5 protein-coding genes are annotated in these 5637 nt (G+C 43.3%); all 5 read right to left on the bottom strand.

Annotated elements, in window-relative coordinates; genetic code table 11:
- Window positions 1-176 (bottom strand): uL13 family ribosomal protein (locus tag QVP90_RS05860; protein ID WP_288203973.1); only part of this gene is annotated, 176 nt, incomplete at its 3' end.
- 315 nt (window positions 177-491) lie between these two features.
- Window positions 492-983, bottom strand: a complete 492-nt coding sequence (locus QVP90_RS05855; protein ID WP_005934092.1) for a DUF4488 domain-containing protein — start codon at window positions 981-983, stop codon at window positions 492-494.
- A 144-nt stretch (window positions 984-1127) separates the two neighbouring features.
- Complete coding sequence (asnS, locus tag QVP90_RS05850; protein WP_005934095.1) at window positions 1128-2531, bottom strand: asparagine--tRNA ligase; 1404 nt, start codon at window positions 2529-2531, stop codon at window positions 1128-1130.
- A gap of 115 nt (window positions 2532-2646) precedes the next feature.
- Window positions 2647-4068: a pseudouridine synthase gene (locus tag QVP90_RS05845; protein WP_021935909.1), complete on the bottom strand. Its 1422-nt coding sequence runs from the start codon at window positions 4066-4068 to the stop codon at window positions 2647-2649.
- Window positions 4069-4124: 56 nt separating this feature from the next.
- The gene (gene purB, locus QVP90_RS05840; RefSeq protein ID WP_005934100.1) at window positions 4125-5471 is read right to left on the bottom strand and encodes an adenylosuccinate lyase; all 1347 of its coding nucleotides are present in this window, start codon (window positions 5469-5471) and stop codon (window positions 4125-4127) included.
- Window positions 5472-5637 lie beyond the last annotated feature (166 nt).

Below are 5637 nucleotides of genomic sequence, written 5' to 3'. Positions count from 1 at the left end.
ACGTTATCACCGCAGTCTACATGAGGAGTAAAGTTTGGTTTATACTTCCCTCTCAACAGTTTCGCAACTTTTGCGCCCAGACGACCTAATGTTTGGTCTGTGGCATCAACGATAACCCATTCTTTGGTTACAGTTGCCTTGTTTGCAGAAATGGTCTTGTAACTTAAAGTATCCACTCTTAATTCATTTTTTAAATGTTACTACTAAAAATTTTCTCACCACTCATTAACCTTCCCCGGACAAAGGAAGATTAACTTGCTATGAATTAATCTCTTATCCTTTTGAGATAATAATCGGCTTGCAAAAGTACGGCTTTTCTTTGAATTGGCAAACATTTTCTACCTTTTTTTAGATTTATCGGATTGACACACAAAGAAGAAGAGCGAAAAGAAAAAACGAACAGAGGGCCGATAAACAAAAAAACTCCATCCGGGCAAGAATGATCCGTTGCCCGGACAGAGAAATGTATACCAAAAACTTATCCGCCCCCCCTATCTCACAATATCCTCCGGAAATACCGCCGGCATTTCCACACGCTTCCATGTTTCATGAAACCAGGAATTCAGTTCATTGCCGTTCAAATCTTTCGCTATAAAATACTTCAAATGCAATAGTTCGTCATCTTCAATTTCAAATTCAAGGATATTATCCTTATTATCCAACATAGGCAGATGAATATTTTTCTCAATGCTCTCTTTATAGGAACTCCCTGTCACTTGCTTATAAGTACCATATCCCGTAATGATAGCACTCTGCCCCGGAATAATGGTAAAATTCACAATCCGTCCATCATCACTCAAGACCTTGAATGTATTACTGGGTTTCAACACTCCCGGAACATCCGGAACCTCCGACACATAATGACACAACTGCCAGATTCCTTTCAGATTGGCAGGCTGAAACTTCGCTTTTTTCTGAGCCATAGCACCTGTTACCGCAAACAGCATCACTGTCAGCATGGTAAAAAAATAGAGTTTTCTCATCGCCGTATTGTTTTAGTTAACATTCTCAAGGCCTGTCGCTTACAAATATAAAGAAATCTTTTGAGGTTATAACAATTGTAAGGCAATAAAAAAAGCCTGCATCTCAAAAAAATGCAGGCTTTTATATTATTTCAGGGTAATTCGTTAGAATTCCGCATTGCGTGGCGTACGCGGGAACGGAATAACATCGCGAATATTAGCCATACCTGTCACGAAAAGCAACAAGCGCTCGAATCCAAGCCCGAAACCGGAATGAGGACAAGTACCGAACTTACGCGTATCCAAATACCACCACATATCTTTCATCGGGATATGAAGCTCTTCAATACGTGTCACTAACTTGTCATAATCCGCTTCACGTTCCGAACCGCCAATTATTTCACCAATTTTCGGGAACAGCACATCCATAGCACGAACCGTCTTTCCATCTTCATTCTGCTTCATATAGAAAGCCTTGATCTCTTTCGGATAATCCGTCAGAATCACCGGACGCTTGAAATGCTCTTCCACCAAATAACGTTCATGCTCCGAAGCCAAATCCACTCCCCAATAAACAGGGAATTCAAATTTATGTCCTTTTGCTACGGCATCCTCCAGTATCTTAATACCCTCAGTATAAGGCAAACGTACGAAATCTTCTTTCAGTACGCCCTGCAAACGTTCTATCAACCCCTTATCGAACATGTCATTCAGGAACTTCACATCATCGGCACAGTTATCCAAAGCCCATTTCACACAGTATTTGATAAACTCTTCCGCCAAATCCATGTTATCCGTAATATCATTGAATGCCACTTCCGGCTCAATCATCCAGAACTCGGCAAGATGACGGGGGGTATTTGAATTTTCCGCACGGAATGTCGGCCCGAACGTATAAATGGCTCCTAAAGCCGTTGCCGCCAATTCACCCTCCAACTGTCCGGATACTGTCAGACTTGCCTGTTTCCCAAAAAAGTCATCATCATAAATGATAGAACCGTTCTCATCCTTTTTCAGATCATACAGGTTCTTGGTAGTAACCTGAAACATCTGCCCGGCACCTTCACAGTCCGAAGCCGTGATAATCGGAGTATGGAAATAGAAAAAGCCTCTCTCATGGAAGAACCGGTGAATAGCGATCGCCATATTATGACGGATACGGAACACGGCACCAAATGTATTGGTACGGGGACGTAAGTGAGCTATCTCCCGGAGGAACTCCATAGAATGCCCTTTTTTCTGCAACGGATACGTATTATCACAAGTACCCAGCACCTCGATTTCACGAGCCTGCACTTCCACTTTCTGACCGGAACCGACCGATTCCACCATTACCCCATTCACGCTCAAACAAGCGCCTGTAGTAATAAGCTTCAGCATCTCTTCGTCAAAGTTGGCCAGGTCTACTACCACCTGCACATTATTTATTGTAGAACCGTCATTCAGTGCGATAAAGTTTACTTGTTTGCTACCTCTGCGGGTACGAACCCATCCTTTCACATTGACCATCGCGCCAAAATCCTCGCGCTTCATCAGGTCGACAATTTTTGTTCTACTAATCTTTTCCATAACTATTTTATATACATTATTATAGAGTAGTAGTCAAGTAGGGAGTAGTTAACTACTTACTACTTACTACTTAACCACTTACTACTTGACTACTCGTTACTTAAGTTCTTTTCCGTTACTCAAATGATCCCATACGGAGGAAATTCACTTCCTGTTCCGTCAGATAACGCCATTCACCACGACGCAGTCCTTTTTTAGTGAGACCGGCAAAGAATACACGGTCAAGCTTAACCACTTTGTATCCCAATGATTCGAATATACGACGAACGATACGGTTTTTACCGGAGTGAATCTCGATACCTACTTGGTCACGTTTATTCTCATCCGCGTAGCTGATAGCATCTGCATGAATCTCACCGTCTTCCAGTTGTATCCCTGCCGCAATCTGATCCATATCCGCCTTCGTCAAATTCTTATCCAGATAAACGTGATATATTTTCTTTTTCAAAAACTTCGGATGCGTCAGTTTAGAAGCCAGATCCCCGTCATTGGTCAGCAACAACACCCCTGTCGTATTACGGTCTAAACGACCTACCGGATAAATACGCTCATTACAAGCTCCTTTCACAAGGTCCATCACAGTTAGACGCGCTTGAGGATCATCAGAAGTAGTCACACAATCTTTCGGTTTGTTCAACAAAACGTATACTTTACGCTCGATGCTTACCGGTTCATCATGGAATTTCACCACATCAGAACGTTTGATCTTAGTACCCAATTCCGTTACCACTTCACCATTTACCGAAACAACTCCTGCCGTGATAAACTCATCAGCTTCCCGTCGTGAACAAACTCCGGCATTGGCCAAAAACTTATTCAAACGAATCGGTTCGTTAGGGTCTACAAACTGTTCCTTATATTCTATCTGCTTCTTCTTACTGTATTTCGCATTGGGATCATAATCACCGGTACGGCGTTGCGGGCGGGCAAATCCTTGAGGACGTCCCTCGCCGCCATTGTTAAAACGCGGACGGTACGGACGATCACCACCCTCGCGATTATAAGAAGGACGCTGCGGACGGTCACCATACGAACGGCGTTCGCCACCTTCATTATTATTGAAACGCGGACGGTACGGACGGTCTCCCCCTTCGCGATTGTAGGAAGGACGCTGCGGACGATCACCATATGAACGACGTTCGCCACCTTCATTATTATTGAAACGCGGACGATACGGGCGATCACCGCCTTCACGATTATAGGAAGGACGTTGCGTACGATCACCATAAGACGGACGATCACCATACGAACGCTGCAGGCGCTCACCACCTTCATTGTTATTATAACGCGGACGATACGGACGATCACCGCCTTCACGATTGTAAGAAGGACGCTGAGGACGATCACCATACGAACGACGTTCGCCTCCTTCACTATTAGGATTAAATCTCGGGCGATACGGACGATCGCCACCTTCACGATTGTAAGAAGGGCGATTGTACCCACCTTCCCTGTTGTAAGACCTGTTACCATCACGGCCGGCGCCTGTGTTCTCTTCATTAGAGCTGTCACGCCATTCTTCGTTTTCTGTACTCATTACTTTATTCGAATAAAAATTAAACATTGGCCTCACGGCCGGTATTTAGAGATTTCTCAGAGTCCCGTATAAGTATGCGGGGTAATTACTCTTAATTCTTTCTTTATATCTTCGCTAACGTCCAAACCTTCGATAAACTCTTTGATAGAGCTTTCCGTTATCGCCTGATTGGTTCTTGTCAATGCCTTCAACGCTTCATACGGATGCGGATAAGCCTCCCGGCGCAAAACAGTCTGAATCGCTTCGGCAACTACACTCCAACAGTTATCCAGATCACGATAAATAGCTGCTTCATTCAGCAATAACTTACGCAATCCTTTCAAAGAACTCTGAATAGCAATAACGATATGTCCGAAAGGAACACCGACATTACGCAACACAGTCGAATCCGTTAAATCGCGTTGCAAGCGCGATACCGGCAACTTTACCGCCAAATGTTCCAGAATAGCATTAGCTATACCCAAATTTCCCTCCGCGTTCTCAAAATCGATCGGATTTACTTTATGCGGCATAGCGCTCGACCCCACCTCACCGGCTTTGATCTTCTGCTTGAAGTACTCCATAGAGATGTACTGCCAGAAATCACGGTTCATATCGATCATGATCGTATTGATCCGTTTCATTGCATCAAAAATAGCCGATAAGTTATCGTAATTTGAAATCTGCGTAGTATACTCTTCGCGTTCCAGACCAAGTTTCTCAGCCACAAAACGATTGCCAAATGCCTTCCAGTCATATTCCGGATAAGCCACACGATGCGCATTGTAATTACCCGTCGCCCCACCGAATTTAGCAGTAACAGGACAGGCTTTCAAAGTAGCCAATTGCCGCTCCATGCGATAAGCAAACACCATCACTTCTTTACCCAACCGCGTTGGAGAAGCCGGTTGTCCATGCGTTTTCGCAAGCATCGGAATATTTTCCCACTCTGCAGCATATGTTTTCAGTTGAGCGATCAATTCTTCAATCTGGGGATAATACACTTTTTCCAACGCCTCCTTGATCGAAAGCGGAATAGAGGTATTATTAATATCCTGCGATGTCAGGCCGAAATGAATAAATTCCTTGTATTCATCCAATCCGCCCAACTTATCAAATTCTTCTTTAAGGAAATACTCCACCGCTTTCACATCGTGATTGGTCACACTTTCTATTTCTTTAATGCGCTGGGCATCTGTTTCAGAAAAGTTACGATAGATAGCACGCAAAGCTTCAAATACACTTTTGTCGATTCCTTTGAGTTGTGGCAGAGGCAATTCACACAGAGTGATGAAATATTCCACTTCTACCTGCACACGGTATTTTATCAGTGCGTATTCAGAAAAATAGTCAGCCAAAGCTTCTGCTTTGCCTCTGTATCGGCCGTCAATAGGAGAAATAGCCGTTAATAAATCAAGTTCCATATGTCGTTTAGATAATTATCAGTTTGCAAAATTAGCTCTTTTTCTTGATTTATAATGCACAAAGAGGATAGAAAGTTTATATAAAAGAGGTAAGAAAACAAAAATGCCTCACAATAAATATTGCAAGGCACCTTTTTATCCATTTTTTGTGGGCGTTGACGGATTC

The organism is Bacteroides sp. CAG:189, assembly GCF_000432295.1.
GTDB classification, from domain to species: Bacteria; Bacteroidota; Bacteroidia; order Bacteroidales; family Bacteroidaceae; genus Bacteroides; species Bacteroides salyersiae.
This window is presented reverse-complemented; position numbering and strand designations above follow the sequence as displayed.